The 25,927-nt window shown below is 74.3% G+C and carries 23 protein-coding genes; 10 read left to right on the top strand and 13 right to left on the bottom strand.

Translation table 11 applies throughout. The features are described from left to right. Positions 1 to 493 precede the first annotated feature (493 nt). Entirely contained in the window at positions 494 to 1,498 is a 1,005-nt protein-coding gene (locus IH44_RS0124710; RefSeq protein WP_030461907.1) for a stage II sporulation protein M, read from the bottom strand. Between the two features lie 239 nt (positions 1,499 to 1,737). On the opposite strand from IH44_RS0124710, the gene IH44_RS0124715 reads away from it, so the two are divergent. Next, positions 1,738 to 2,802: an RDD family protein gene (locus IH44_RS0124715; protein ID WP_030461908.1), complete on the top strand. Its 1,065-nt coding sequence runs from the start codon at positions 1,738 to 1,740 to the stop codon at positions 2,800 to 2,802. Positions 2,803 to 2,837: 35 nt separating this feature from the next. Here the strand turns inward: IH44_RS0124715 and IH44_RS0124720 are convergent, their stop codons facing one another. Then, complete coding sequence (locus IH44_RS0124720; protein ID WP_030461909.1) at positions 2,838 to 3,452, bottom strand: hypothetical protein; 615 nt, start codon at positions 3,450 to 3,452, stop codon at positions 2,838 to 2,840. 107 nt (positions 3,453 to 3,559) lie between these two features. Between IH44_RS0124720 and IH44_RS48345 the strand changes: the two genes are divergently transcribed. The 3 genes from IH44_RS48345 (at position 3,560) to IH44_RS0124730 (ending at position 5,127) form a co-directional block, all read left to right on the top strand. Beyond that, on the top strand, positions 3,560 to 3,796 hold the full coding sequence (locus IH44_RS48345) for a sigma factor (RefSeq protein WP_232795072.1): 237 nt from the start codon (positions 3,560 to 3,562) through the stop codon (positions 3,794 to 3,796). A 66-nt stretch (positions 3,797 to 3,862) separates the two neighbouring features. Next, the gene (locus tag IH44_RS48350; RefSeq protein WP_232795073.1) at positions 3,863 to 4,069 is read left to right on the top strand and encodes a sigma-70 family RNA polymerase sigma factor; all 207 of its coding nucleotides are present in this window, start codon (positions 3,863 to 3,865) and stop codon (positions 4,067 to 4,069) included. After that, a complete protein-coding gene (locus IH44_RS0124730; RefSeq protein ID WP_030461910.1) occupies positions 4,066 to 5,127 on the top strand; it encodes a hypothetical protein in 1,062 nt (353 codons plus the stop codon). The genes IH44_RS48350 and IH44_RS0124730 overlap by 4 nt, the downstream gene beginning before the upstream one ends. 87 nt (positions 5,128 to 5,214) lie before the next feature. Here IH44_RS0124730 and ahcY read toward each other — a convergent pair whose 3' ends face one another. The 6 genes from ahcY to IH44_RS0124760 form a co-directional block, all read right to left on the bottom strand. Then, positions 5,215 to 6,663, bottom strand: coding sequence for an adenosylhomocysteinase (ahcY, locus tag IH44_RS0124735; RefSeq protein ID WP_030461911.1), 1,449 nt, complete (start codon positions 6,661 to 6,663; stop codon positions 5,215 to 5,217). Positions 6,664 to 6,849: 186 nt separating this feature from the next. After that, positions 6,850 to 7,824: a cation diffusion facilitator family transporter gene (locus IH44_RS0124740; protein ID WP_030461912.1), complete on the bottom strand. Its 975-nt coding sequence runs from the start codon at positions 7,822 to 7,824 to the stop codon at positions 6,850 to 6,852. Positions 7,825 to 7,889: 65 nt separating this feature from the next. Next, complete coding sequence (locus IH44_RS0124745) at positions 7,890 to 9,056, bottom strand: SIS domain-containing protein (protein ID WP_030461913.1); 1,167 nt, start codon at positions 9,054 to 9,056, stop codon at positions 7,890 to 7,892. A 34-nt stretch (positions 9,057 to 9,090) separates the two neighbouring features. Next, positions 9,091 to 9,273, bottom strand: a complete 183-nt coding sequence (locus IH44_RS0124750; RefSeq protein WP_030461914.1) for a Trm112 family protein — start codon at positions 9,271 to 9,273, stop codon at positions 9,091 to 9,093. Between the two features lie 128 nt (positions 9,274 to 9,401). Then, a complete protein-coding gene (locus IH44_RS0124755; RefSeq protein WP_035956282.1) occupies positions 9,402 to 10,793 on the bottom strand; it encodes a phosphomannomutase/phosphoglucomutase in 1,392 nt (463 codons plus the stop codon). Positions 10,794 to 10,903: 110 nt separating this feature from the next. After that, positions 10,904 to 11,329: a DUF3499 domain-containing protein gene (locus tag IH44_RS0124760; protein ID WP_081967094.1), complete on the bottom strand. Its 426-nt coding sequence runs from the start codon at positions 11,327 to 11,329 to the stop codon at positions 10,904 to 10,906. A 67-nt stretch (positions 11,330 to 11,396) separates the two neighbouring features. Here IH44_RS0124760 and IH44_RS0124765 point away from each other — a divergent pair, with 67 nt between their 5' ends. Further along, positions 11,397 to 11,843 carry a metallopeptidase family protein gene (locus IH44_RS0124765; RefSeq protein WP_030461917.1) on the top strand — a complete coding sequence of 149 codons (447 nt, stop codon included), beginning with the start codon at positions 11,397 to 11,399 and terminating at the stop codon, positions 11,841 to 11,843. Between the two features lie 32 nt (positions 11,844 to 11,875). Here the strand turns inward: IH44_RS0124765 and IH44_RS0124770 are convergent, their stop codons facing one another. The 3 genes from IH44_RS0124770 to IH44_RS0124780 all read right to left on the bottom strand — a co-directional run bounded on the left by IH44_RS0124770 (position 11,876) and on the right by IH44_RS0124780 (position 17,924). After that, positions 11,876 to 13,531 (bottom strand): DUF5719 family protein, encoded by a 1,656-nt coding sequence (locus IH44_RS0124770; protein ID WP_051817279.1) that lies wholly within the window; start codon positions 13,529 to 13,531, stop codon positions 11,876 to 11,878. 6 nt (positions 13,532 to 13,537) lie between these two features. Beyond that, on the bottom strand, positions 13,538 to 17,380 hold the full coding sequence (locus IH44_RS49460) for a glycosyltransferase (protein WP_030461919.1): 3,843 nt from the start codon (positions 17,378 to 17,380) through the stop codon (positions 13,538 to 13,540). Between the two features lie 271 nt (positions 17,381 to 17,651). Next, a complete protein-coding gene (locus IH44_RS0124780) occupies positions 17,652 to 17,924 on the bottom strand; it encodes a WhiB family transcriptional regulator (RefSeq protein WP_014136066.1) in 273 nt (90 codons plus the stop codon). Between the two features lie 627 nt (positions 17,925 to 18,551). Between IH44_RS0124780 and IH44_RS0124785 the strand changes: the two genes are divergently transcribed. Genes IH44_RS0124785 through IH44_RS0124795 form a run of 3 tightly spaced genes read left to right on the top strand, consistent with a single transcriptional unit; the run spans position 18,552 to position 21,423 of the window. Further along, positions 18,552 to 19,130: a cysteine dioxygenase family protein gene (locus IH44_RS0124785; protein WP_081967093.1), complete on the top strand. Its 579-nt coding sequence runs from the start codon at positions 18,552 to 18,554 to the stop codon at positions 19,128 to 19,130. A gap of 20 nt (positions 19,131 to 19,150) precedes the next feature. Continuing rightward, positions 19,151 to 20,122 carry a 2-phospho-L-lactate transferase gene (cofD, locus tag IH44_RS0124790; RefSeq protein ID WP_030461921.1) on the top strand — a complete coding sequence of 324 codons (972 nt, stop codon included), beginning with the start codon at positions 19,151 to 19,153 and terminating at the stop codon, positions 20,120 to 20,122. Then, a complete protein-coding gene (locus IH44_RS0124795; protein WP_030461922.1) occupies positions 20,119 to 21,423 on the top strand; it encodes a coenzyme F420-0:L-glutamate ligase in 1,305 nt (434 codons plus the stop codon). Before cofD ends, IH44_RS0124795 begins: the two co-directional genes overlap by 4 nt. A 101-nt stretch (positions 21,424 to 21,524) precedes the next feature. Here IH44_RS0124795 and IH44_RS0124800 read toward each other — a convergent pair whose 3' ends face one another. After that, positions 21,525 to 22,439 (bottom strand): DNA-3-methyladenine glycosylase, encoded by a 915-nt coding sequence (locus IH44_RS0124800; RefSeq protein ID WP_035956277.1) that lies wholly within the window; start codon positions 22,437 to 22,439, stop codon positions 21,525 to 21,527. A 136-nt stretch (positions 22,440 to 22,575) separates the two neighbouring features. Here IH44_RS0124800 and IH44_RS0124805 point away from each other — a divergent pair, with 136 nt between their 5' ends. After that, on the top strand, positions 22,576 to 23,364 hold the full coding sequence (locus IH44_RS0124805; protein WP_030461924.1) for a TIGR03089 family protein: 789 nt from the start codon (positions 22,576 to 22,578) through the stop codon (positions 23,362 to 23,364). Between the two features lie 182 nt (positions 23,365 to 23,546). Beyond that, positions 23,547 to 25,286, top strand: a complete 1,740-nt coding sequence (locus IH44_RS0124810) for an LCP family protein (protein WP_030461925.1) — start codon at positions 23,547 to 23,549, stop codon at positions 25,284 to 25,286. A gap of 18 nt (positions 25,287 to 25,304) precedes the next feature. Here the strand turns inward: IH44_RS0124810 and IH44_RS0124815 are convergent, their stop codons facing one another. Continuing rightward, a complete protein-coding gene (locus IH44_RS0124815) occupies positions 25,305 to 25,910 on the bottom strand; it encodes an acyltransferase (protein WP_030461926.1) in 606 nt (201 codons plus the stop codon). Positions 25,911 to 25,927 lie beyond the last annotated feature (17 nt).

Below are 25,927 nucleotides of genomic sequence, written 5' to 3' on the forward strand. Positions count from 1 at the left end.
CTTTTGGCACGCTGTTGAGTTCTCAAGGAACGGACACTTCCTTCGGACCGCATTCCTGCGGACCCTCCGGGCGCTTCGTTCTTTCGTGTTTCCAGCTTACCAGAGGTTTTTCGCTCTGATTTCCATTCCCGCTGGAGTGGGAATTCCTTCGACTTCGCTGCAGACCTTATCAAAAGCTCTGCACTGCTCTGCTTCGGGGTTTTGCCGGAACCGGGCCAGCATCCTCTCGGACGCGCTGCCTCGCTTCGGCGGTGTCGTAGACACTACGCTCGGGCGGACTGTATGTCCAGTCGCTCCCAACCGTTCAAACCTACTAGCCCATAGGAACCACGTCAATGGTCCCGCCGGGTTGATCATCAGGCTACCAGGTTTGGCGGGCCGTCCATGACCACGCCACGCCGCAGCAAGCGGCGCGTCACCGGAAGCGGCAAGGGCCACGAGGGCCGCCAGTGCCGCCGGGCCCCGAGCGGAGCCCGGAGCGCGGTGCGGGCGGTCAGCCGACCATCGGCTGGTGCTCGGTGCGGTCGGCGGCTTCGACGTCGCCGGTTTCGCCGGCGGTGGCGGCGTGCTTGCCGAGGACCAGGGCGTAGAGGAGGAAGAGGGCTTCGACGGTGAGGCCGATGCCGATGCGGAGCCAGCTGGGGAGGGCGGAGCCGGTGATGAAGCCCTCGATGAAGCCGGTGACCATCAGGACGACGGTGAGGCCGATGACGGAGCCGATGACCGCGCGGCCCTCTTCGGCGAGGGCGACGGTGCGGGTGCGGGGGCCGGGGTCGATGACGGTCCAGCCGAGGCGGAGGCTGAGGCCGCCGGCGACGAAGATCGCGGTGATTTCGAGCAGGCCGTGCGGGATGAGCAGGCCGAGGAAGAGCTGGAGGTGGTCGGCGGAGGCCATGATGCCGATGCCGCTGCCCAGGTTGAGGACGTTGACCAGCAGGATGTACAGGACCGGGACGCCGAGCAGGACGGCCGAGATCAGGCACTGGGCGGCGACCCAGGCGTTGTTGGTCCACACCTGGGCGGCGAAGTTCGCCGAGGGGTGTTCGGTGTAGTAGGCCTCGAACTCGCCGCCGGACTTGGTGAGTTGCTCGTACTGCTCGGGTGAGAGCAGGGACTTGATCATCTCGGGGTGGGTGCCCGTCCACCAGGCGACCACGGCGCTGAGGAGGAAGGAGACCGCGCCGACGGTGAGCCACCAGCGGCGGGTGCGGTAGAGGATCGCGGGGAAGCCGGCGGTGAAGTAGTGGGCGGCGTCGCGCCAGGAGGAGGCGCGGGCGCCGGCGACGGCGTTGCGGCCTCGGACGACCAGGGTGGTGAGCCGACCCTCGACGCCGGGGTGCGGGGCGGCTGCCTGGACCTGGGCGAGGTGGCTGGTGGCGCGCTGGTAGAGGGCGATCAGCTCGTCGGACTCCTCGCCGGTGAGCCGTCGGCGGCTGCTGAGGACCTCCAGCCGGTGCCACTCGGCCTGGTGGGCGGCGACGAAGACGTCCAGGTCCATGGCGGCTCTCTCCGGGGGCGCGGTGGGGCGGGCCGCGGGCACTGGTCGGTGTGCGGCCGGGCTGGTTGCGGGGCTTAGCTTGCCAGAGCGGGCGGGCGGTGTGCCGGGGGACGCCGGAAGCGTCGGACCGGGGTTACCCGCGGGGGGTGCCCGGCCTTATGTTTGCCGCTGTTGGTCGAGGGGTCGGACCGTGCGACGTGGGGTCGCCGGCGGGCCGCGGAGCGGAGCGGGTGGGTGGCGTGAGCGAGCTGGTGACCGGCGAGGCGGTCGTCCTGGGGTTGCGGACGGCGCAGCTGCCGTCGCGGGCGCTGGCCCGGCTGCTGGACTGGGTGGTGTACGTGATGGCGTACTTCATCCTGAGCGTGGGGCTGATGCTGGGGCTCTCCGACCTGGAGATGGCCGCCGCGATGGCGTTCGAGATCTCGGTGTTCGTGTTCTGCACGGTGCTGCTGCCGGTGCTGGTCGAGACGCTGTCGCACGGGCGGTCGCTGGGGAAGGTCGCGCTGGGGCTGCGGGTGGTGCGGATGGACGGCGGTCCGATCCGGTTCCGGCACGCGCTGGTGCGGGGGCTGGTCGGGGTGATCGACTTCGGGCTGTTCGCGCTGCCCGCGGTGCTGTCCGCGCTGATCTCGGTGAAGGGGCGCCGGCTCGGCGACATCTTCGGCGGGACGATGGTGGTCCGGGAGCGGCTGCCGCAGAGCGCCCGGGACCAGGGGTCGGTGCCGCCGGTGCCGCCGCAGGTGATGCACGCGCTGGGCGCGGACCTGGTGGCGCTGGACCTGTCCGCGGTGCCGGACGGGCTGTGGCTGTCGTCGCGCCAGGTGCTGAGCCGGATGCACGAGTTGGACCAGCCGGTGGCGGCGGGGCTGGGCGACCGGCTGGCCGCGGACCTGGCGCAGCGGACGGGGTGGCCGGTGCCGGCGGGGCTGCCGTCGCTGGTGTACCTGGGGGCGGTGTCGATGGAGCGGCAGCGCCGGGAGTGGGAGCGGGCGTCGGCCGCGGCGATGGCGGCCTACGCGGCGCAGACCGGGTACGGGGTGCCGGCGGGGTACGGCGGCGGGGTGCCGTACCAGCAGGCCCCGGTGCCGATGCCGGTGCCGCCGCAGGCGCCGGGCCCGGAGCCGGCGCAGCCGGGCCCGCAGCTCGGGTACCCGCAGGCTCCGGCGCAGCCGGTGGCGTTCGAGAAGCCCGCGGCACCGGCGGCGCCGGCCGGGTCGCCCGTCCTGCCGCCGCCCGTGCCGCCGGCGTCTGCGCCGGCGCCGGTCGAGTCCGGTTCGGCGGGCGGGTTCGCGCCGCCGGCCTGAGCGGTTCGGCGGGCCGGAGGAACGGGGCCCGGGGCTCAGCGGCGCGGGTTGGGCGGGGAGTCGAGTTCTTCGAGTTCGATGCCGGGGGCGCCGAGCAGGACGTCCCCGGTGAGGTGGAGGTCGCGGACCTCGCCGGTGTCGAGGTCGGTGACCCGGTAGTGCTCGACCGGGAGCGGGCCGCTGTCGGTGGGGTGGTCCCGGACGGAGTGGAGCTGCCAGCCCTGGTCGAGGGTGCGGGGGGCGAGGGCGTCGCCGGTGAAGGAGACCAGGCGGATCCGGGCACTGGCGCCGGGGTCGAGGGCGAGCAGCCGGGCGGTGGCGACCAGGAAGGCCGGGGAGTCGCCGGTGAAGGCGTGCGCCCGGTCCTCCCCCTCGGTGGCTTCGCCGCCGCCGGCGGCGTCGGCGCGGACCCAGTGGACGCCTTCGAGCGCGCCGCCGCGGACCTGCCAGCCGCCGGAGCGGAGTTCGAGCCGGATCGGGCGGTGGCGGGCGTCCAGGGTGAGGTCGGTGGTGCCCTGGACGGTGCCGTCGGGGCGGTAGCGCTTGGCGACGTAGCGCCAGCCGGCGGGGCCGGGGGCGCACTGGAAGCGCTCCTCGCCGAGCGGGGTTCCGTCGTGCGGGTCGTGGAGGGAGTAGCGGCCGTTCGGCATGGGGGGAAGCCTACGTAACCGGTGGTGCAACCTTCTCGGGGGCCGGTCGCATCAGGGGGTCGGCGGCGCGACCCGTGCCGCCGGTGACGGAGAGGGAGGGCGCCGGGATGGCGGAGCCGACGCGGGACGAGGAGTTCACCGCGTTCGTGGCGTCCAGGGCGGTCTGGTTGCGGAAGGTCGCGTACCTGCTGTGCGCGGACTGGCACCGGGCGGACGACCTGGTGCAGGAGAGCATCACCAAGCTGTACACCCACTGGGGCCGGGCGAGCCGGGCGGAGAACCGGGACGGCTACGCGCGGACGGTGCTGGTGAACACCTTCCTGGCGGAGCAGCGGACGGCGTAGTGGCGGCGGACCAGGACGGCGGCGCGGCTGCCGGAGGGGGCGCCGTCGCCGGGCCCCGACCTGGCGGTGTCGCTGGACCTGCGGGAGGCGTTGGCGACGCTGCCGCCGCGGCAGCGGGCGACGGTGGTGCTGCGCTACTACTGCGATCTCACGGTCGAGCAGACCGCGGCCGAGCTGGGGTGTTCCAGCGGCAACGTGAAGAGTCAGAGTTCGCGGGCGCTGGAGTCGCTGCGGCGTTCTTCGTCACTGCGGGCGGAAGGGATCAGGGGATGAACGGGGACGAGGGGCTGAGCACGCGGCTGGCGGAGCTGGTGGAGCAGTCTCCGCCGAGCACGGTGGACGCGGCGCTGGCGGTGCGGACGGGCCGGGCGCGGCGGGCGCGGCACCGGTTGACGGTGGTGGCCGCGGTGGCGGCGGCGGTGCTGGCGGGCGCGGGGCTGTCCCTGCTGCCGGAGGGCGGGGGGTCGGCCCGTCCGGCGGGTCCGGCGCTGCCGACCCGGTCGGCGCCGCCGCTGCCGCAGCTGCTGGGCGCCCCGCTGACGGTGCCGGCGGTGCCGGGCGGGGGGGAGACGCTCACCACGGAGGCGGACTTCGGCTGGCTGCCGGAGGAGATCGACGGGCTGGAGTACTTCCCCGGCGGCGAGGTGTCCGCGAGGACGCTGGGCGGCGACGGCCTCCGGTGGAACCTGCACCTGAAGGTCCTGCCCGCGGGCCAGCTGCCGGACCCTCCGCGTACGCAGGCGGACCGACCGGTCCTGGCGGACGCGGCACCGGTGGGCGGGGGCCGGGCGTACACCGAGACGGTCTCCGGCGGGAGTTTCGGGGACACGGTGACGCTGTACTGGCAGGTCCCGGACGGTCGCTGGGTGTCGCTGACGGGGACGTACCTCGGTCCGGCGGAGCAGGACGGGCTGCTGCGGAGGATCGCGGAGTCGGTGGTGGTCGGCCACCGCGCGGTGCCGCTGCCGGTGGTGGTCTCCGGCTTGCCGGAGGGCTTCCGGCGGACGTCGGTGATGTTCACGCGGGAGACCGTGCGGAGCCTGGACTGGTGGAGCGCCGAGCTGAACTTCGTCGACGCCGGGGGCGGGCCGCTCACGATTACGGCGACTCCGGACGCGGAGGAGCCGCAGGGGTACCCGAGGCCGACGGACCTGGACCCCGGCGACACGAAGCGGACCTGCCGGGTGGCGGCGGACAGCGTGCGGGTCTGCCTGTCGACGTACGCCCTGCCGGTCGACTTCTCGGCGGTGGGCGGCCGGGAGGGCCTGCTGGACCGGGTCCGGGCGCTGGGCCAGGACGCCTCGGGGTGGGCCACCGAGGCGATGCGCTAGGCCCTTTCGGACCTTGCCGCCCCGGGAACGGCGGACGGCCGGTGCACCTCGGAGGTGCACCGGCCGTCCGCCGTTCGAACGGGGGTGTCAGTAGCGGTACTGCTCGGCCTTGTACGGGCCCTCGACCGGGACGCCGATGTAGTCGGCCTGCTCCTGGGTGAGGGTGGTGAGCTTGACGCCCAGCGCGTCCAGGTGGAGGCGGGCGACCTTCTCGTCCAGGTGCTTGGGGAGGACGTACACGCCGACCGGGTACTGCTCGGTCTTGGTGAACAGCTCGATCTGCGCGATGGTCTGGTTCGCGAAGGAGTTGGACATCACGAACGAGGGGTGGCCGGTCGCGTTGCCGAGGTTGAGCAGGCGGCCCTCGGAGAGCACGATGATGGTCTTGCCGTCGGCCTTGCGCCACTCGTGGACCTGCGGCTTGACCTCGGTCCGGACCACGCCGGGGAGCTTGGCGAGGCCGGCCATGTCGATCTCGTTGTCGAAGTGGCCGATGTTGCCGACGATGGCCTGGTGCTTCATCCGCTCCATGTGGGAGGCCAGGATGATGTCCTTGTTGCCGGTGGTGGTGACGAAGATGTCGGCGATCCCCACCACGTCCTCGAGGGTGGTGACCTGGTAGCCGTCCATGGCGGCCTGCAGGGCGCAGATCGGGTCGATCTCGGTGATGATGACCCGGGCGCCCTGGCCGCGGAGCGACTCGGCGCAGCCCTTGCCGACGTCGCCGTAGCCGCAGACGACGGCGACCTTGCCGCCGATCAGGACGTCGGTGGCGCGGTTGATGCCGTCGATCAGGGAGTGGCGGCAGCCGTACTTGTTGTCGAACTTCGACTTGGTGACGGCGTCGTTGACGTTGATGGCCGGGAACAGCAGCTTGCCGTCGCGGTGCATCTCGTACAGGCGGTGGACGCCGGTGGTGGTCTCCTCGGTGACGCCCTTGATGGTGGCGGCGACCTCGGTCCACTTCTGCGGGGTCTCGACCAGGGTGCGGTTGAGGAGCTCCAGAATGATCCGGAACTCGTCGTTGTCCGCGGTGTCGGGGGACGGCGCGGCGCCGGCCTTCTCGAACTCGACGCCCTTGTGGATCAGCAGGGTGGCGTCACCGCCGTCGTCCAGGATCATGTTGGGGGTCTGGCCGTCGGGCCAGGTGAGCGCCTGCTCGGTGCACCACCAGTACTCCTCCAGGGTCTCGCCCTTCCAGGCGAAGACCGGGACGCCCTGCGGGTCCTCGGGGGTGCCGTTGGGGCCGACCGCGATGGCGGCGGCGGCGTGGTCCTGGGTGGAGAAGATGTTGCAGGAGCACCAGCGGACCTCGGCGCCGAGCGCCGTGAGGGTCTCGATCAGGACGGCGGTCTGCACGGTCATGTGCAGCGAGCCGGTGATCCGGGCGCCCGCGAGCGGCTGGCTGGCGGCGTACTCGGCGCGGATCGACATCAGGCCGGGCATCTCGTGCTCGGCGAGCTGGATCTCCTTGCGGCCGAACGGGGCCAGGGAGAGGTCGGCGACCTTGAAGTCGCCGGTGGGCTGGTTCGACATGCGAACTCCTCGCGGGATGGGCCTGGTTACGGGTGTGCTGAGCAGCAGAGGGCGCGGTGGGCGGCCCTCTGCTGCGGCACAATCCGTCGGAGGACCTCTCTCCCTCGACCGGAGCCGGGCTCCGATCGACCGCCATCAGCAGCGACGTTTGGCACTGCCGACGAATCTACACCGAACGGGCGCGGCTCAGTGGGCGTTCGGGCCCGGTCCGCCGGGAGTGGCGTCGGCGTCGGGGCCCGCCAGGGCCTTCTCCTCGGAGTAGATGTCGGGCTCCAGGTAGATCGCGCGGGCGATCGGCACGGCCTTGCGGACTCGGACCTCGGCGTGGTCGATCGCCTCGGCGATCACCGCGGCGCTGTCCTCGGCGTTGACGCCGATCTTGGCGGCGACCAGCAGTTCCTCGGGGCCGACGTGCAGGGTGCGCATGTGGATCACCGAGGTGACGGTGTCGTGGTCGACCAGCGCGGCCCGGATCTTCGCCACCACGTCGGCGTCGGCGGACTCGCCGATCAGCAGCGACTTGGTCTCCAGCGCCAGCACCAGCGCGATGACCACCAGCAGCACGCCGATGCACAGGGTGCCGATGCCGTCCCAGACCGCGTCGCCGGTGGCGGCGCTCAGGCCGACGCCGAGCAGCGCCAGCACCAGGCCGACCAGCGCGCCGGAGTCCTCCAGCAGCACCACCGGCAGCTCGGGGGCCTTGGCCCGGCGGATGTACGCGGACCAGCCGTGCTGGCCCTTGTCCTTCGACGCCTCCTTGTAGGCGGTGAGGAAGGAGTAGCCCTCCAGCAGGATGGCGAAGACCAGCACGCCGACCGGCCAGTACCAGTTCTCCAGCTCGTGCGGGTGGGCGATCTTCTCGTAGCCCTCGTAGATGGCGAACATGCCGCCGATGCTGAACAGCACGATGGAGACCAGGAACCCGTACACGTACCGCTCGCGGCCGTAGCCGAACGGGTGCTCCTCGGTGGCGGCGCGCTTCGAGCGCTTGCCGCCGACCAGCAGCAGCACCTGGTTGCCGGAGTCGGCGATCGAGTGCACGCCCTCGGCGAGCATCGAGGACGACCCCGAGAACGCGAACGCCACGAACTTGCTGACCGCGATCCCCAGGTTCGCGGACAGTGCCGCGACCAGTGCCTTGGTGCCGCCTTCGGTACTCAACCCCGTGTCCCTCCGCGTGGGCCCGGGCTTTGCCGGGCCTTGGTTGACGAAGGGACGATACCGTGTCAGCCCCGGGTGGCCAGGCCCAGGTACACGGCGGCGAAGTCGGTCAGGCCGATCAGCTCGGCCAGTGCCTGCACCGGGTCCTCCAGGCTGGAGGCGTGCTCGGTGATCCGCACCTCGTGGGCGGCGGCCAGCCGGCGGGCCCGGGCCACCGGCCAGCCGGGCTGCTCGAGTTCGGCCACGCCCGGGGTGTGGCGGAGCATCAGGACCTGGAGCTGGAGCGGCACCGGCTCGTCGACCCGGTCGCGGAAGAAGTCGTCGGGGTCGGTCCCGCCGCCGAGCCGGCCGGCGAACATGCCGCGGTGCGCGGTCAGCGCCTGCGGGAGGCGGGCGGCCAGCGCGGGCAGGCCGGCCCGGTCGGCCAGCGCGGCGGCGAACCGCTCCCCCGCGGCGGCGGCCGGGGCGCCCTCGGACCACAGCAGCGGGACGGTCTCGGCGAGCCGGGCGGCCAGCGTCTTCGCCGGGTTGTCGTACGACTGGGCATCGGGGCGGCAGCGCACCGCGACCTCGTCGAGGCGGTCGGCGGCGGCCTCCAGCGCGCCGGGGGCGAGCTGGGCGGCGCCGATCCGGTCGGCCAGGGTGAGCAGCGGGGCCAGGAAGGCCCAGAGCGCGGCCGGGTCCTCGGCCGGGAGGTCGGGTTCGGCGTCGGAGCCCTCCGGCTCCACCGTGCTCGGTTCGAACGGCAGCGGCAGGGCGCGCACCTGGAGCGCCGCCTCGAACAGTTCGGAGCCCTCGGGGGCGATCACCGCGATCGCGCAGCCGCGGGTGTACGCCTGCTCGGCCAGGTTGATCAGGCCGCCCTCGCGGCCGTTCTCGCTGGCCACCACGATCAGGTCCAACGACCCGGCCCAGCCGGGCAGTTGCCACGTCCCGCCGTCGGTGAAGGCGAACCCGCCGGGGCGGGCGTCGGACGGCGGCAGCGGCCAGACCTGGCAGCTGGGCACGGCCAGTGCGGCCAGCGTGCCGGCCGCGGTCAGCGCGGCGCCGTGGCCGGCCACCAGCACCGCGCGCGGCCGCCCGTCCGGGTTCAGCGCGTTGACGCCGGCCGCGTCGGCCCGACGCAGCGCGATCCGGATCCGGGCGCCCGCTCCGGCCAGGGCCAGCAGTTCGCGCCGGCGGTCGGCGCGCTGCACGGCGGCCCGGTCGTCCAGCAGGGAGTCGTCGAACATGGCGGCTGGCCTCCAGCGACTGGCGGGGCAGGGGTCAGGACGGGCGGCGGGCCTCGTCCACCAGCAGGACCGGGATGCCGTCGCGCACCGGGTAGACCAGGCCGCAGCCCTCGCCGGTGCAGCGCAGCTCGTGCACCTCGCCCTCGGTCTCCTCGTCGAGCGGGGAGCGGCACTCCGGGCAGACCAGGATCTCCAGCAGGAAGGACGGCAGGCTCATGGCGGTCGGACTCCGGGGCTCGGGAAGACGGCGGTACGGGAAGCCGGTGACACAGCAGTACCCCGGCCGGTGGCAACCCTACCGGCCGGGGCACGCGAAAAGTCAGCGGCGGGCTGACTCCGGGGCGGTCAGCCGCGGACGATCGCCAGCACGCCGTCGCGCAGCTCGGCCATCTTCGCCGGGTCCTTGGCCTCGGCGTTCAGGCGCAGCAGCGGCTCGGTGTTGGAGGCGCGCAGGTTGAACCACCAGTCCGGGCCGGCCACGGTGAGGCCGTCGAGCTCGTCGGTGGTGACGCCCTCCAGGCCGGCGTAGGCGGCGCGGACCTTCTCGGTGGCGGCGGCCTGGTCGGCGACGGTGGAGTTGATCTCGCCGGAGGCGGCGTACCGCTCGTACTTTGCGGTCAGCGCGGACAGCGGGCCGTCCTGCCCGCCGAGCGCGGCCAGCACGTGCAGCGCGGCCAGCATGCCGGTGTCGGCGCGCCAGAAGTCGCGGAAGTAGTAGTGCGCGGAGTGCTCGCCGCCGAAGACCGCGTCGGTGTTCGCCATCTCCTGCTTGATGAAGGAGTGGCCGACCCGGGTGCGGACCGGGACGCCGCCGAGGTCGCGGACCACCTCGGGCACCGTCCAGGAGGTGATCAGGTTGTGGATGATCGTCGGGTTGGCCTCGCCGGCGGCCTGGGCGCGGGCGATCTCGCGCTCGGCGACCAGGGCGGTGATCGCGGACGGGGAGACCGGGTCGCCGTTCTCGTCGATGACGAAGCAGCGGTCGGCGTCGCCGTCGAAGGCCAGGCCGAGGTCGGCGCCGACCTCGCGGACCTTGGCCTGCAGGTCGACCAGGTTGGCCGGGTCCAGCGGGTTGGCCTCGTGGTTGGGGAAGGTGCCGTCCAGCTCGAAGTACATCGGGACGACGTCCAGCGGCAGGCCGTCGAAGACGGTGGGGACGGTGTGGCCGCCCATGCCGTTGCCCGCGTCCACCGCGACCTTGAGCGGGCGGATCGCGGTCAGGTCGACCAGCTTGCGCAGGTGGTCGGCGTAGCCGCCCAGGGTCTCCTTGGCGGAGAGGGTGCCCACGGCGGCGGGCGCGGCGGCCGGGACGTGCACCTTGCCGTCCTCGTCCAGCCAGGACTCGACCAGCTCCCGGATGTCCGACAGCCCGGTGTCCTGGCCGACCGGGGCGGCGCCCGCGCGGCACAGCTTGATGCCGTTGTACTGGGCCGGGTTGTGCGAGGCGGTGAACATCGCGCCGGGCAGGTCCAGGCTGCCGCTGGCGTAGTACAGCTGGTCGGTGGAGCACAGCCCGATCTCCACCACGTCGGCGCCGCGGGAGGCCGCGCCCTCGGCAAAGGCGCGGGACAGCGACGGCGAGGAGGGGCGCATGTCGTGGCCGACGACCACCGCGCTGCCGCCGACCACCTCGACGAAGGCCGCACCGAAGGCGTACGCCAGCGACTCGTCCCACTGGTCCGGCACGACGCCCCGGACGTCGTACGCCTTCACAAGCTGCTTGAGGTCCCGCACCAGAATGCTCCCGTGTGTGTGCTGCGACGTGCCGCGGAGGGACGGCGGAGGCCGGTCCGGACCGCAGAGGGGCAGCGTACCGGGCGCCGGTGGCCGCTCGGCGGTGCCCTCGCTCAGCTCTCCGGGGAGCGCAGCACCCGCAGGTGGCCGCGGCGGCCGGACTCGCCCTCCGGGGGCGGGCCCTGACGCGGCGTGCGCTCCTGCGGGCGGGCCGCCTCGCGCACCGCGTTGGCCAGTGCCTCCAGGTCGTCGCTGCTGCGCCGCAGCGGGCCGGTGTCGCCGGCCAGCCGGACCACGTCCCAGCCGCGCGGGGCGGTCAGGCGCTCGGCATGCTCGGCACACAGGTCGTAGCAGTGCGGTTCCGCGTAGGTCGCCAGCGGGCCGAGCACCGCGGTGGAGTCCGCGTAGACGTACGTCAGCGTCGCCACGGCCGGGCGGCCGCACGCAGTGCGCGAACAACGACGTACAGAGCTCACGAGGGTGGACGGTACCGCAAGTCGGACCGGCCCGCGAAGACCCGCCCCCGGCTCGCGTGTCAGCTCGCCGTTACGCGCCGTGCTGGAGTGGTCCACTTCCGGGCATCCAGGGACTACGCTCGACACTGCTATGGACAGCTCGACACCCCCGTCCCCGCCCGGTTCCGGCCGCCGCAAGCACCGCGACCGGCACGGCCGCGGCATGCGCGGGCCGCTGGCCCCGCCGCAGGTGCCCATCTCGCTGACCCGCTCCGAGCTCTTCGACGACTACGTCCGGGAGTCCATGGAGCGCCTGGTGCGGCGCTGGCCCCAGCTGGAGGACGTGGAGTTCGCCGTCCTGGAGGTCCCGCTGCCGGCCAAGGGCGAGCCCGAGCCGGACGCCGTCCCGCTCGGCCGGGTGGTCGGCGGCGCGCCGGGGCGGCGCAGCCGGATCCTGGTCTACCGGCGGCCGGTGGAGATCCGCGCCAAGTCCAAGGAGGACCGGGCGGCGCTGGTGCACGAGATCCTGATCGAGCAGGTCGCCGAGCTGCTGGGGCTGTCGCCGGACGCGATCGACCCCCGGTACGGCGAGGAGTAGCACCGTACCGGGGGCGTGCTGCCGGGGGCGGCTCAGCGGTTGGTGAGGACCACGCCGGGGTCGCCGACGACGTGCGGGACCTCGACGGTGGCGTGGTCGTCGCGGAACTGCTGGGTGGTGAAGGTGGGGACGTCCTTGGTGACGGCGCTGAGCTGGCGGGTGGCCAGCACGGGGCCGCCGCTGACGGTCCGGAGGGTGAGCGCGTAGGGGCCGTTGGCGTCGGCGGGGTCGATGCCGTCGACGGTGACGGTGGTGCCGGCCGGGACGTCGACGTCCTTGCTCGCGGGGGTGCCGCCGGCGGCGCCGGCCGAGCTGCTGACCTTGACCTTGGCGTCGCTGTCGACGGCGGTGAGGATCAGCTTGGTCTGGCCGGCCCGGTTGTCAGCGACGGAGGCGCGGGCGCCGATCGGGTTGCCGCCGGCCAGCCAGGCGGACTCGGTCTTGCCCTTGTTCTCCCGGTCGACCCGCAGGCCGGCCACGATCGGGGTGGGGTGGCCCTCGCTGGAGGGGGTGAGCCGGATCGCGCTCGCGCCCTCCCGGGTCTGCTCGGTGAACTGGAAGTCGAGGGCGGCGGTCATGCCCGCCTTGACGTGCACGGTCTCGTGGCCCGCGGGCGTGAACCAGCCGTTCTTGCCGGAGAGTTGGACCTTGAGGTCGGCGTCGTCGGCGGAGTCGGTGGCGACCACCAGGTGGGCGGTGGTGACGTCGTCGGGGATGCCCGGGACGACCACGGAGGGGCTGGGGTCGGCGGAGGGCTCCAGCCAGTCGGTGCCCTTGCCGGTGTCGACGGCGTGCACGCCCGCGCCGATCCGGCCGCTGCGGGTGACCACGTGCAGGGCGAGGTTGTCGACCGGGCCCTTGGTGAGGCTGCTGAGGCTCATCGTCTCGTACTTGCCGGGGGCGATGGCGATGCCGGTGGCGAGCTCGTTGTCGATCTGGCCCTTGTCGCCGTACATCCGCAGGTCGACGACGGCGGGCAGGCTGTCGGCGTTGACCAGGGTGACGTAGTCGACCCGGTTGGCGGCGGTGCTCGCGCCGGAGAACCAGAAGCTGGTGCCGGAGGGGATGCAGTCGGCGCCGGACAGGCTGGGGCCGCTCTGCTCGGAGGTGGTGACCTGGGTGGCGGTGAAGCCGGGGGCCAGGTTGCCGGTGGCGACCGCGAAGCTGCCGGGGGCGGTGTCGGTGTTGGCGGCGGGGCCGGTGACCGGGACGCCGGGCTTGGCCAGCGAGATCCGGGCGTCCACCACGGGGACGGCGGCGGCGCCCGGGCTGCCGGAGGGCTGCCCGGCCGGGGTCGCGGCCGGGCCGGACGGGGCGGCCGAGGCCCCGGCGGCGGCGGGCTGCGCGGGGTTCTGCGCGGCGATCACGTTGTCGGGGGTGGTGTCGGCGAGCAGGCCGGTGCCGGTGCTGCCGGTGCCGCCCTCGGGGCTGAACAGGGTGAGGGAGGTGGAGCCGGTGACGCCCTGCATCGGCGGCGGGCAGACCAGCGCGGAGCGCTCGACCTGCGCGGTGGTGCGCCGGCCGGCGGCCGCGGCGGGGCCGGCCGGGGCGCGCAGTTCGGCGATGCCGAACACCAGGCCGAGCACGGCCACGCCGGCCAGCAGGGACTGGCCGGTGCGGCTGCCGCCGGCCACGGCGCTCAGGCCGGGGGCCTTGAGCTTGGGCGCCTTCAGGGTGGGCTTCTTCATCGCGGGTCAGCTCCCCGTCCCGGGCTGCTGCGGGTGGCCGCCGCCGTAGGGGTCGTTGGGGTCGTAGTAGGTGGTGGGCTGCTGCTGTTCGGGCAGCCAGGTCTGCTGCTGCCCGTCCTGCTGCGGGTAGCCGGCGGCGTACGGGTCGGTCCAGCCCTGGGCGGGCGGGGTGTCGTAGCCGTAGGCCGGCTGCTGGCCGTACGGGTCGTAGCCGTCGCCCTGCGGGGGCGCGCCGACCGGCTGCTGCTGGGTGTAGTCGTAGCCGTAGCCGTCGGACTGGTAGCCCTGCTGCTGGTACGGGTCGGCCTGGTACGGGTCCGCCTGGTAGGGGTCGGCCTGGTACGGGTCGGCGAACGGCTCGGGGTCGGGCCGGTAGGGCTCCGGGTCGGGCTCGGCGGTCTGCTGGGCGGGGACGCCGGGGGCGTAGACGCCGGGTTCGGCCTGCGGGTCCTCGCCCTCGCCGCGTTCGGCCATCCGGCGGGCCCGGCGGCTGCCGGGGGCGGGCGCCTGGGCCTGGGCCTGGGCGGCCAGCGCCTGGGCGGCGACGACGTCCTCGGGGATGTCGTCGTCGTTGGTGTTGCGGCGTCCGGGCAGGGCCAGGACCAGCACGACCGCGCCGAGCGCGAGCCGGCCCCAGGACCAGGCGGTGTGGGCGACGCTGCCGGCGCGGGTGACGTCGAGCCGGCCGCCCTCGGCGGGGAGGGTGAAGCCCTGGGCCCAGCCGTCGACGGTGACGGGCGTCAGGGCCTTGCCGTTCAGGGTGGCCTGCCAGTCGCCGTCGGCCTGCTCGGCGAGCCGCAGCTGGCGGCCGGCCGGGCCGGGCGGGACGGTGGTCCAGATGTCGTGCCGGCCGGCCGGGACCACCAGCGGGACGGTGCCGGGGCTGGTGATCTGCGCCCGGGTGCCGGGGACGCTGGTGATCTGCCACAGGCCGGTGCCGTTGTCGAGGCTGAGCCGGACGATGCCGGGCGTGGTGTCCAGGACGTCGCGGACCTTGGCGATCACCGGGTCCTTCACCTCGACGTAGCTGATGCCGTACCCGGCCAGGGTGCGGGCCAGGTCGCCGCCGGAGCCGGCCAGCAGCTTGGCGGTGAGCGGGGAGAGCTGCCCGTCGTCGGCGGCGTCCACGGTGCCCTCGGCCTGGCCGGTGGTCAGGCCGGCGCCGCGCACCAGCGCGTACCGGACGGCGGCGCCGTCGGCGTCGCCGGTGACCACCAGGGTGCGGGAGCGGTCGGTGGTGTTGCCGGACTCCGCGATGAACGCCGGGACCTGCGCGTCGGTGCCGCGCCGCAGCGGGCCGTCGGCCCCGGTGAGGGCCCACCAGACGGCGGTGCCGACCGGGGCGAGCACGGCGGCGGCCAGCACCAGCGCGGCGACCGGCTGGCGCCAGCCGAAGGCGATGCCGGAGACCCGGGTGTTGGCGCCGTCGGCGCCGATCGCGGCGGCGGCCAGCAGCGCGACGCCGGCCAGCAGGGTGGCGGGACCGGCCCAGGCGGCGGTCTCGGGGCCGCCGGAGGCGGGGGTGACGGCGGTGCCGGCCACCGCGACCGAGAACAGCAGCCCGGCGGCGGCGGCGCCCCAGGCGGCCAGCACGGCGCGGCGGCGGTCGGCGCGCAGCAGCGCGGCGAGGGCGGCCAGCACCACGCCGGCGGAGAGCCAGACGGGGGGCGTGCCGGCGCCGCCGGGGTTGACCAGGACCAGGCCGAGCGGGTCGGCGGCCGGTCCGTTGAAGCCGGGGACGCCGGCCTCCAGCAGCAGCCGGGAGGGGTTCGTGAGCACCTGGAGCGACCAGGGGGCGAGCACCAGGACCGGCACGCCGAGGATCACCAGGACGCGCAGGCCGAGCAGCCGCACCGCCTGGACGCCGGAGCCGAACGCGCCGCCGCGGAGCACCGCGTGGGCCAGCGCGGCCAGGCAGAGCGGGACGGCGATGGCCCAGGTGAGCGGGACGAAGGCGGTGCAGACGGTGAGCATCAGCACCGTCATCCAGGCGGACCGCCAGCCGGGGCGGGCGCCCTTGGCGGCGGTCTCCTTGCGGATGCCGAGGCCGGCGGTGATCGCGGCGGCGCGGGCCAGCGGGGGCAGCAGCACGGCGAGCACGGCGGTGCCGATCCGGCCCTGGGCGAGCGCGCCGGTGGCGGCGGGCAGCAGCGCGTAGGTGGCGCTGGCCCAGGCGCGGACGGCCTTGGAGGCGATCAGCGGGCGGGAGACCAGGTAGGCGCTGACCGCGGCGAGCGGGACGGAGAGCACCACGAGCAGGGTGAGCGCGAGGTCGGCGTGGTCGAACAGCGCCCAGGAGAGGATCGACAGCACCGCGAGGTAGGGCGGGGCGGTGGCGGTGGAGCCGGTGCCGACGGCGTGCCAGGGCGCGGCGTACGCGTCCCACAGGCCGGCCGCGCCGTCCGCGGCGGGCAGCAGGGCGCCGCCCTGGAGGTAGCCGGAGCCGATCAGGTTGCGGCAGGCGGCGAGCGCGAACAGCAGCAGGGCGGCGAACAGCACCGGGGCCGGGCGCCGCACCAACTTCTTGAGCAGGGCGAACTGTTCGACCACCAGGTCGTCGGCGTCCTCGTCGCCGGGGCCGGACTCGACCGAGCCGTGCCGGCCGCCGGTGTCGTCGGTGCCGCCGATGCCGAGCGAGGAGACGACGTTCTCGACGGCCAGCCGGACGGTGGCGCCGGGGGCGGGGAACAGCGTGCGGTCGTCCAGCGAGTCGACCGAGCGGGTCTTGCGGCGGCGGGCCCGGGAGGCCATCAGCCGGGGCAGGCGCAGCAGTTCGTGGCCGAGGCCGGCGATCTCGTCGTAGGCCTGCCGGGGGTCCTTGCCGACCAGGTTGACCAGCACCCGGAGCAGGGTGCCGACGACCAGCCGGAGCAGGGTGTACGGGAAGAGCAGGCCCTTGGAGTTGGCGAGCAGGGTGTAGACGGCGCCGGCCTTGTCGACCCGGTGCGGGTGGGCGGGGGCGCAGTCGATGCTGCGGCGTTCGCGGCTGGCGGCCTCGGCGTGCCGGAGGACCGCGTCGGGGGCGACCACGACCCGGTGGCCGGCCGCGTTGACCCGCCAGCAGAAGTCGGTGTCGTCGCGCATCAGCGGCAACGCCTTGTCGAAGCCGCCGAGTTCCTCGAACACGTCGCGGCGCACCAGCATGCCGGCGGTGGAGACGGCGAGCACCGGGCGGACCTGGTCGTGCTGGCCCTGGTCCTGCTCGCGGCGGTCGAGGCCGGTCCAGCGGCGGCCGGAGCGGGCGATCGTCACGCCGACTTCGAGCAGTTGCCTGCGGTCGTACCAGGAGCGGAGCTTGGGGCCGACCACGGCGGCGGTCGGGGTGGAGTCGGCGACCTGGAGCAGCCGGCGCAGGGCGTCGGTCTGCGGTTCGCAGTCGTCGTGCAGCAGCCAGAGCCACTCGACCGGCTGGGTCTCGCGCGGTCCGCCGCGGCCGAAGTCGTCCTCGCCGCCGAGCGGGTCGCCGAAGTCGTCCCAGCCGCCGGTGACCGGGTCGTAGCCGGACGGGTCGAGGCTGTAGGAGAGGTCCTCGGGGCGCAGCGGGGGGCTGTTGAAGACGGCCTCGCCGACGGCGCGGCCGAAGCCGACCCGGCGGCCGAGGACCTGCGGGCCGCTGTCGGGGAGCCAGTCGCCGAGGGTGTCGGCGAGCAGTTGGGGCGAGTTGTCGGTGGAGCCGGTGTCCACCGCGAGGATCCGCTGGACCTGGCGGTCCTGGCCGAGCAGTCCGGCCAGCGCCTGCGGCAGCCAGCGGGCGCCGTCGTGCGAGACGATCACGGCGGTGACCAAGTGGCGCGGGTAGGCGGGCGGCCTGGCAGCGGAGAAGCCGCTCTGGTGGCTGTAGACAGTCATCGGGTGCGCGGACCACCGGTTCGGGTTTGACGGCAGATGACGCACCACACTAACGGCTCCGGGTGGCGCGATCGTCCCCGGCGGGTGTGAAAAGACGGTGCAGCGGGTAACGGGTCCGGCGGCGCGAACGCGGCCGCGGCAGCACCCGGCGCGGCGGCCGGCGACCGCGGGGGGCCCGGCGCGGCGGCCCGCGGCGGTGGCGGCCCGGGAACGCGAAAGCGCCCCACCGGTGCGATGGGGCGCCGCTACTGGTCCTGGTGCGGACGGGGGTTCAGACCGCGCTCTTCTTGAGCCGGCGGCGTTCGCGCTCGGACAGGCCGCCCCAGATGCCGAACCGCTCGTCGTTGGCGAGGGCGTACTCCAGGCACTCGGCCCGGACCTCGCACGCCAGGCAGACCTTCTTGGCCTCCCGGGTGGAGCCGCCCTTCTCGGGGAAGAAGGACTCCGGGTCGGTCTGGGCGCACAACGCGCGCTCCTGCCAGCCGAGTTCCTCTTCGTCTTCCTCGATGCCCTCACCGATCAACAGCTCAAAGAGCTCGCTCATACTGGCGCGCCTCCTCTGCCCCTCTTGGCGTCCCCGTGGTGTTGCCGTTGCCGGTGCGGCGGAACGACACGAGAGAAATTACAGTTGCGTCACTCTGGCCCAGTCAAGCCGAGCTCTGGTATTGGGCCGAGGATTCACTCCCCGGAACCAAGCCACTACGAATAGTGTACATATCCGGACAACCCGGACATCACGCCTGGTTCCTGACCAGCCATCAGGCCGCACTGCCGCTCCCGACCGGGGCGGTCCGGGGCGATCTCAGGGCGTCCCTTCCCGGGGTTTTTCACTTCGAAACCTTAATGAGCGCTTATCACCCCATCCGGTGGTTCAGGGCCGATGTGACCCGAATGTCCGTCGGACCGCCTTGACACTGGAGGGTCGGTTGCGGTCTGCTTGCCCGCATGTCAGAGTTCCCGGCCACCTCCGCCGACCGGCGCCGCCAGGCGCTCCTCGGCGCTGCCGTGAACTCCTCGTGTTGTCGCCGCTGTCTCCGCTGTATCTAGGCGCCCGCGTCCCACCGCGCGCCGCCCCGGAACAGAGGCCGACCGCGCGACAGTCCCCCCTGAACGTCCTCGCGGCCCCGGCTGATCCACACCCGCAGCCGAACCCGAGGACGTCACCGTGCGAATGCCCCGCCCCCGCAAGCGCAACCGCGACCGCAAGCGCCTGCCCGCCCCCGCCGCGCCCCGCTGGACCGACGGCCTGAGCGACCTGTCCATCGCGGGCGACCCGCTGGCCTTCCCGCACCTGGCCCGCACCGACCTGCCCGCGCACCCCACCACGCTCGGCGGCTACGCCCGGCTGGTCCGGGAGATCGCCGCCGACCGGGCCCGCTGGGAGCCGCTGGTCCGCTACGACGCGCTGACCCGCTGGTACGCCCGGCTGGAGACCGGCCCCGGCTACGAGGTGTGGCTGCTGAGCTGGCTGCCCGGCCAGTCCAGCGGCTTCCACGACCACGGCCGCTCCTCCGGCGTGATGACCGTCGTCCGGGGCGAACTCTCCGAGCGCTCGTTGACGGCCGGCGGCGAGGGCTCGCGCGCCCTGGCCGCCGGCGGACTGCGGGTGTTCTCCCCGGGATACCTGCACGAGATGGTCAACGCCTCGCTGGAGCCCGCGGTTTCCGTCCACCTCTACACGCCCGGCCTGGTCGAGATGAACCAGTACCCGGCCACCGCCACGGCCCCGGAGCGTCACCGGGTGCACTGACGCGCTGGCAGGATGAAGCCATGCGAATCACTGCGTTGGCGGGCGGGATCGGCGGGGCCAGGTTCCTGCGCGGACTGCGGGCGGCCCTCACCCCCGAGGACCGGATCACCGTGATCGGGAACACCGGGGACGACATCCACCTCCACGGCCTGAAGGTCTGTCCCGACCTGGACACCGTGATGTACACCCTCGGCGGCGGCATCCACGAGGAGCAGGGCTGGGGCCGGGCCGGCGAGACCTGGTCGATCAAGGAGGAGCTGAAGGCCTACGGCGTCGGGCCCGAGTGGTTCGGGCTCGGCGACCGGGACTTCGCCACCCACATCGTCCGCACCCGGATGCTCGCCGCCGGGTACCCGCTGTCCGCCGTCACCGAGGCGCTGTGCGACCGCTGGCAGCCCGGCGTGCGGCTGCTGCCGATGAGCGACGACCGGGTCGAGACGCACGTCCGGATCACCGACGCGGACGGGCCGCGGGTGGTGCACTTCCAGGAGTACTGGGTGCGGCTGCACGCCGCCGTCGAGGCCGAGGCGATCGTCGCGGTCGGCGCCGAGGACGCGAAGCCCGCGCCCGGCGTGCTGGAGGCGATCGCCGAGGCCGACCTGGTCCTGCTGCCGCCGTCCAACCCGGTGGTCTCGATCGGCACCATCCTGGCCGTGCCCGGCATCCGGGAGGCGGTCGCCGCCGCGAGCGCCCCGGTGGTCGGCCTCTCCCCCATCGTCGGCGGCGCCCCCGTGCGCGGCATGGCCGACAAGGTGCTGGCCGCCGTCGGCGTGGAGACCACCGCGGCGGCCGTCGCCCGGCACTACGGCGCGCGCCGCGACGGCGGGCTGCTGGACGGCTGGCTGGTGGACACCGCCGACGCCGCCGCGGTCGACGAGGTGGCCACCGCCGGGATCGCCTGCCGGGCCGTCCCGCTGCTGATGAGCTCCGTCGAGGCCACCGCCGAGATGGCGCGCGCCGCGCTGGCGCTGGCCGCGGAGGTCGCCGCGTGAGCGGGAGCGCGGGGCTGCACGTCCTGCCGGTGCGCGGGCTGCCGGAGGTCGCGGCCGGCGACGACCTCGCCGAACTGATCGCCAAGGCGGGCGACTTCGCGGACGGCGACGTCGTGGTGGTCACCTCCAAGGTGGTCTCCAAGGCCGAGGGGCGGCTGGTGCGCGCCGACGACCGGGAGGCCGCGATCGACGCCGAGACCGTCCGGGTGGTGGCCCGCCGCGGCCGGTCCCGGATCGTCGAGAACCGCAACGGCCTGGTGATGGCCGCGGCCGGCGTCGACGCCTCCAACACCCCGCCCGGGACGATCCTGCTGCTGCCGGTCGACCCCGACGCCTCGGCCCGGCAACTGCGCTCCCGGCTGCAGGAGTTGACCGGGCGGCGGCTGGCCGTGCTGATCACCGACACCTTCGGCCGGCCCTGGCGCAGCGGGCTCACCGACGTCGCCATCGGCGCCGCCGGGCTGCCCGTGCTGGAGGACCACCGCGGCCGGGTCGACAGCCACGGCAACGAGCTGCGGCTCACCGTCACCGCCACCGCCGACGAACTCGCCGCCGCCGCCGACCTGGTCAAGGGCAAGGCCACCGGCACCCCGGTGGCGGTCGTCCGCGGCCTGGCCGGGCTGGTCACCGAGGAGGACGGGGAGGGCGCGCGCCGGCTCGTCCGCTCCGCCGGGCAGGACATGTTCCGCCTCGGCACCTCGGAGGCCGTCCGCGAGGCGGTCACCCTGCGGCGCACGGTGCGCGCCTTCACCGACGAGCCGGTCGACGGCGGCGCGGTGCGGCGGGCCGTGGCCGCCGCGGTCACCGCGCCCGCCCCGCACCACACCACGCCCTGGCGGTTCGTCCTGCTGGAGACCGAGCAGGCCCGCACCGCGCTGCTGGACGCCATGCTCGGCGCCTGGCAGCGGGACCTGCGGGAGCTCGACGGCTGGAGCGAGGAGCGGATCGCCCGGCGCACCGCCCGCGGCGAAGTGCTGCGCGGCGCACCGTACTTGATCGTCCCGTGCCTGGTGATGGACGGCTCCCACGACTACCCCGACGGGCGGCGGGCCGCGGCCGAGCGGGAGATGTTCGTGGTGGCGGTCGGGGCCGCCGTGCAGAACCTGCTGGTCACCCTGGCCGGCGAGGGCTACGGCTCGGCGTGGGTGTCGTCGACGATGTTCTGCCGCGACACCGTCCGGGAGGTGCTCGGGCTTCCGGCGGGGTGGGACCCGATGGGGGCGGTCGCGGTGGGGCGGGCGGCGGAGGAGCCGCGGGAGCGTCAGGAGCGTGGGGTGGAGGGGTTCTTGACGGTGCGGTGAGGTCGGGGCGCTGCCGGTGAAAGGCCCTCAGCAGCACGGGCCTTCCGACGGGCTCCGACCGGCAGCGGCATAGACCCGCCGTTCCCCGGGCCCCTTGATCGCTACCGTCCGCGGTGGTCGTTGGGGGTGAGGCGGGGGCCGTACTTCGGGGGGCGGGCTCCGGTGAGGGGGAGCAGGCGGCAGAGGCGGTGGCGGTGCGGGCGGTAGGGCTCCAGGAGGGCGAGCATCTGGGCGTCGTCGCTGCGGGGGCGGCCGGCCAGGGCCCAGCCGACGGTGTTGGGGAGGTGGAAGTCGCCGACGGATACCGCGTCGGCGTCGCCGTTGCTGCGCTGCAGGGTCTCGGCGGCGGTCCACGGGCCGACGCCGGGGACGGCGGTGAGGCGGGCGAAGGCCTCCGCGGGGGGCATCGCCGCGGCCTGTTCGAGGCGGGCGGCGAGGCGGACGGCGCGCAGCACGGTCGCGGAGCGCTTGGGGTCGACGCCGGCCCGGTGCCAGGCCCAGCTGGGGACGAGGGTCCAGTCGCGGGCGGAGGGGGCGGTCCGCATGCCGAGGTCGGCGGCGGGGCCGGGGGCCGGGGTGCCGTGGTCGTGCAGCAGGGTGCGCCAGGCGCGGTAGGCCTCCATGGTGGTGACCTTCTGCTCCAGGATCGCCGGGACGAGGGACTCCATCACCAACCCGGTGCGGGTCAACCGGAGCCCGGGGCAGGAGCGTTGGGCCTCGCGCAGCGGTCCGGGCGGGAGCGCGAGCCCGGCCGGGTCGTCCTCGGCGCCGAGCAGCGCGGGGAGCCGTTCGAGCAGCCAGCCGCCGCCGGGGCCCCAGCCGGTGGCGTCGATCTCGCCGGTGCGCTGGAGGATGCGCAGGGTGCCGGGGCCGTCCGGGGTGCGGGAGGTGCGCCAGACCGCGCCGTCGGGGGTGCGGCGGAAGGCCGGGTCGCCGCTGCCGCGCTGGAGCGGGAAGAGGGTGCGGCCGAGGTCGAGGGGGTAGCCGGGCCGCCACTGCCGGGTCTGGGCGGGCATCGGTACGTCCTCGGGGTTCGGGGCGGGGGCCGCGGGGGCCGGGTGCGGGCAGGGGCGAGCGTAACGCGACGCGGCCCTCCGGCGGGCCGGGCACCCTCCCGTCCGGCGGGGGGCAGGACGTAGGCTGGGGTGCACCATGACTGCGCCTTTCGCTGCCGACGCCCGTACCCCCGCCGAGCTGCTGCAGGCCTTCCTGCGCCCGGGGTCCGCTGCCGACCCGTCCCGCCCGTTGGTGACCTTCTACGACGACTCGACCGGGGAACGGGTGGAGTTGTCGGCGAAGACGTTCGACAACTGGGTGGCCAAGACGGCCAACCTGCTGCAGGACGAGTTGAACGCCTCGCCGGACGACCGGGCGGCGCTGCTGCTGCCGGCCCACTGGCAGAGCGCCGTGTGGCTGCTGGCCTGCTGGTCGGTGGGCGTGGTCGCGGTGCCGCAGGGAGAGCCGAAGGACACCGAGCTGGTGGTCTCCGGGCCGGACGGGCTGGCGGCCGCGCAGGAGTGCCCGGGCGAGCGGGTGGCGCTGGCGCTGCGCCCGCTGGGCGGCCGGTTCCCGCAGCGGCCGGACGGGTTCCTGGACTACGCGGCGGAGGTGCCCGGGCAGGGCGACCGGTTCGCCCCGTACTCGCCGGTGGACCCGCAGGCGGTGGCGCTGGAGACGGTGGTGGACGGGCTGCCGCTGAAGCTGACCGGCGAGCAGGCGGTGGCGCTGGCCCGGGAGGGCGCCGCCCGGCTGGGCCTGGACAGCGGGAGCCGCGTTCTCTCGACGCTGTCCTTCGACGACTGGACGGGCCTGGAGGCAGGCCTGCTGGCGCCGCTGGCGGCGGGCGCGTCGGTCGTCCTGTGCCGCAACTCCGGGCAGTTGACGGAGGATCAGTGGCAGAGCCGGATCGACTCCGAACGGGTGACTCTGCGTCTCGGGTGACGGGCCCGGCCCGCCGGGGCGGGTAGTCCTGGGGCGATGGCAGTGGAGTGCGGCGACGGCGCGCTCCCGTCCGGCGGAACCGGCCGGACGGGGCGCGCCGCCGCCGTTTTCCGCCGTTTCGTCGGGTGACGGGTATCACATCGCGGACGGTTTCGCGGTCAGGCTCGTCTAGGGTGTCCGGGATGAACAGCGGACACCGGAACCGGGGCGACTCGGCGGACTCGACCACGCCGGGCGTCGACCCCGCCGACCAGTGGGTGCTCGATCCGGAGACCGGCGAGTTCCGGCTCGACCTGGACGCGGGCCGTCCCGCTCCGGCCGCTCGTCCCGCTCCCGCCGCGCGTTCCCGCAGTGCCGTGCCGCGCCCGCAGGGCGCCCGGCGGACTCCGGCGGCGGACTCCGCAGCGGCGGCGGGCGACGGCGGTCGGCGGGCCCGGGGCGCGACGGCGGTGCCCGGCGGACGGGCGGCGCGGCGCAAGGGCCGCTCCTCGCGCGGGCGGCGGGTGCTGAAGTGGACCGCGGGTTCGCTGGGCCTGGTGCTGGTCGCGGGCTGCGGCGGCGCGTACTACGTCTACCAGCACTTCAACAACAACATCTCCTCGGTGAAGGTCGAGGTCGGCGAGGAGTCGGAGCGCCCGCAGGCGACCGACGCGCTGAACATCCTGGTGATCGGCACCGACAGCCGGGTCGGCCTCGGCCGCGAGTACGGCGACGAGGGCTCGGCCGGGCACGCGGACACCACGCTGCTGTTCCACATCTCCAAGGACCGCTCCAACGCGACGGTGCTGTCCATCCCGCGCGACCTGATGGTGCCCGTCCCGGACTGCAAGGCCGGCGACAAGAACATCCCCGGCGAGGCGCGGGCGATGTTCAACACCAGCCTGGGCCAGGACGGCCGCGACCCCGGCTGCACCTGGAAGACCGTCGAGAAGCTGACCGGCGTCCGGATCAACCACTTCATGATGGTCAACTTCGAAGCGGTGAAGACCCTTTCGACCGCCGTGGGCGGTGTCGAGGTGTGCGCCTCGACCGACATCAACGACCCGTACTCGCACCTGAAGATGACCGCGGGCCGGCACGTGGTGCAGGGCGAGGAGGCGCTGGCCTTCGTCCGCACCCGGCACGCGGTGGGCCTCGGCGGCGACCTGACCCGGATCCCGCTGCAGCAGCAGTTCATCTCCTCGATGATCCGCAAGATGAAGAGCAGCGACACCCTGACCAACCCCGGCAAGCTGTGGGACCTGGCCGACGCCGCCACCAAGGCGCTGACCGTCGACGACGGGATCGGCAGCGTCAACAAGCTGAAGGACCTGGCGCTCGACATCTCCCGGATCGACACCAAGAACATCACCTTCACCACGGTGCCGGTGATCGACGACCCGGTGGACAACAACCGGCTGGCCCTCAAGCCGAACGACGCCCAGCAGCTGTTCGCCATGATCGCCGCGGACCGCTCGCTGACCGACGTCCCGCAGCAGGAGACCGCCCCGGCCGCGCCCTCCGCGCCGGCCTCCTCCGCACCCGCCGCGCCCCAGGTCGACGCGGCCGGCGTCAAGGTCACCGTCCGCAACGGCAGCGGCGCCTCCGGCCAGGCCGGCAAGGCCGCCACCGCCCTCCAGGGCAAGGGCTTCGCGCTGGCCGTCGCGGGCAACAACGCGGACGCGGCGGCGACCAGCGCGGTCACCTACCCGGCCGGGCACGAGGACGAGGCGCAGGCCGTCGCCGCGGCCCTCGGCCTGCCCGCGACGGCGGTGCAGCCCGGCAGCCGGCTCGGCGCGAAGGACGGCGTGGTCGTCGTGCTCGGCAAGGACTTCACCGGGGCGGGCGGCGGCGCGGCGACGGCGCCGCCGACCGAGGCGCCCAAGGACATCCAGCGGGTGCAGGCCGACGACACCAACGTCTGCGCGGCGAAGGCGAAGTAGCGGCTCGGGGCCCGGCTCTCAGGCGTCCAGGACCAGCGTCTCCGGGGCCGTCTCGGTGTAGGTCTCACCGGTGCGCGGGCAGCGCCAGCGGCCGGGGGCGATGGGGGTGAGCGGCTCGCCGGCCCGGCCGACCCACTTGATCCGGCGGGCCGGGACGCCCGCCACCAGCGCGTGGTCGGGGACGTCCCGGTGGACCACGGCGCCGGCCGCGATCAGCGCCCAGCGGCCCACGGTGACGCCGGCCACCAGGACCGCCCGGCCGCCGACGGAGCAGCCCTCGCGCAGCGTGACGCCGCGGGCCTGCCAGTCCTCGCCGCGCTTGAGCCGGCCGTCGGGGTCGACCGAGCGCGGGTAGAGGTCGTTGGTGAGGACGGCGGCGGGGCCGACGAAGACGCCGTCCTCCAGCACCGCCGGCTCGTACACCAGGGCGTGGTTCTGCAGTTTGACGCGGTCGCCGAGCTTCACGCCGGGGCCGACGTACGCGCCGCGGCCGATGATGCACTCGGCGCCGATCTCGGCGTCCTCGCGGACCTGGGCGAGGTGCCAGACGGTGCTGCCGGGGCCGATGGTGGCGCGCGGGTCGACGTCGGCGGTGGCCTCGATCCGGGGGGCGCTGCTCGTCATGGCGCGAGCCTAGTGCG

This window comes from Kitasatospora sp. NRRL B-11411 (genome assembly GCF_000721345.1).
Lineage (GTDB): Bacteria > Actinomycetota > Actinomycetes > Streptomycetales > Streptomycetaceae > Kitasatospora > Kitasatospora cineracea.

Coding starts and splice junctions, on each gene's coding strand:
- IH44_RS0124710 (WP_030461907.1), bottom strand. CDS start 1,498: ATGGACCTGGACGTCTTCGTCGCCGCCCACCAGGCCGAGTGGCACCGG.
- IH44_RS0124720 (WP_030461909.1), bottom strand. CDS start 3,452: ATGCCGAACGGCCGCTACTCCCTCCACGACCCGCACGACGGAACCCCG.
- IH44_RS48345 (WP_232795072.1), top strand. CDS start 3,560: ATGGCGGAGCCGACGCGGGACGAGGAGTTCACCGCGTTCGTGGCGTCC.
- IH44_RS0124730 (WP_030461910.1), top strand. CDS start 4,066: ATGAACGGGGACGAGGGGCTGAGCACGCGGCTGGCGGAGCTGGTGGAG.
- ahcY (WP_030461911.1), bottom strand. CDS start 6,663: ATGTCGAACCAGCCCACCGGCGACTTCAAGGTCGCCGACCTCTCCCTG.
- IH44_RS0124745 (WP_030461913.1), bottom strand. CDS start 9,056: ATGTTCGACGACTCCCTGCTGGACGACCGGGCCGCCGTGCAGCGCGCC.
- IH44_RS0124750 (WP_030461914.1), bottom strand. CDS start 9,273: ATGAGCCTGCCGTCCTTCCTGCTGGAGATCCTGGTCTGCCCGGAGTGC.
- IH44_RS0124765 (WP_030461917.1), top strand. CDS start 11,397: ATGGACAGCTCGACACCCCCGTCCCCGCCCGGTTCCGGCCGCCGCAAG.
- IH44_RS0124770 (WP_051817279.1), bottom strand. CDS start 13,531: ATGAAGAAGCCCACCCTGAAGGCGCCCAAGCTCAAGGCCCCCGGCCTG.
- IH44_RS49460 (WP_030461919.1), bottom strand. CDS start 17,380: ATGACTGTCTACAGCCACCAGAGCGGCTTCTCCGCTGCCAGGCCGCCC.
- IH44_RS0124780 (WP_014136066.1), bottom strand. CDS start 17,924: ATGAGCGAGCTCTTTGAGCTGTTGATCGGTGAGGGCATCGAGGAAGAC.
- IH44_RS0124785 (WP_081967093.1), top strand. CDS start 18,552: ATGCCCCGCCCCCGCAAGCGCAACCGCGACCGCAAGCGCCTGCCCGCC.
- cofD (WP_030461921.1), top strand. CDS start 19,151: ATGCGAATCACTGCGTTGGCGGGCGGGATCGGCGGGGCCAGGTTCCTG.
- IH44_RS0124800 (WP_035956277.1), bottom strand. CDS start 22,439: ATGCCCGCCCAGACCCGGCAGTGGCGGCCCGGCTACCCCCTCGACCTC.
- IH44_RS0124805 (WP_030461924.1), top strand. CDS start 22,576: ATGACTGCGCCTTTCGCTGCCGACGCCCGTACCCCCGCCGAGCTGCTG.
- IH44_RS0124810 (WP_030461925.1), top strand. CDS start 23,547: ATGAACAGCGGACACCGGAACCGGGGCGACTCGGCGGACTCGACCACG.
- IH44_RS0124815 (WP_030461926.1), bottom strand. CDS start 25,910: ATGACGAGCAGCGCCCCCCGGATCGAGGCCACCGCCGACGTCGACCCG.